Source organism: Citrobacter sp. VF227 (assembly GCF_052950715.1).
Map to the genome: position 1 here is coordinate 1 of NZ_JBRFVF010000565.1, position 440 is coordinate 440.

1 protein-coding gene is annotated in these 440 nt (G+C 56.4%); it reads left to right on the top strand.

From position 1 onward, the window contains the following. Positions 1-440 (top strand): EamA family transporter RarD (gene rarD / locus ACU8YC_RS27890; RefSeq protein WP_446896382.1); only part of this gene is annotated, 440 nt, incomplete at both ends.

The following is a 440-nucleotide window of genomic DNA, read 5'->3' on the forward strand; positions in this document are numbered from 1 at the left end:
ACCATATGCTGGAAGCCAGCCTCGGCTATTTTATTAACCCGCTGGTGAATATTGTGCTGGGAATGCTTTTCCTCGGCGAGCGCTTCCGTCGCATGCAGTGGCTGGCGGTACTATTAGCTTCCTGTGGCGTACTGGTACAGCTGTGGACCTTCGGATCGCTGCCAATAATTGCGCTGGGACTGGCGTTCAGCTTTGCTTTTTATGGTCTGGTGCGCAAGAAGATTGCCGTCGAAGCACAAACCGGTATGCTGATCGAAACGCTGTGGCTTTTACCCATCGCGGCCATCTATCTGTTTGGCATTGCCGACAGCCCAACCAGCCATATGGGGCAAAACCCAATGTCGCCCAATCTGCTGCTGATTGCTGCGGGTGTCGTGACCACCATTCCGCTGCTGTGCTTTACCGGCGCCGCAACCCGCCTGCGTCCGTCGACGCTGGGG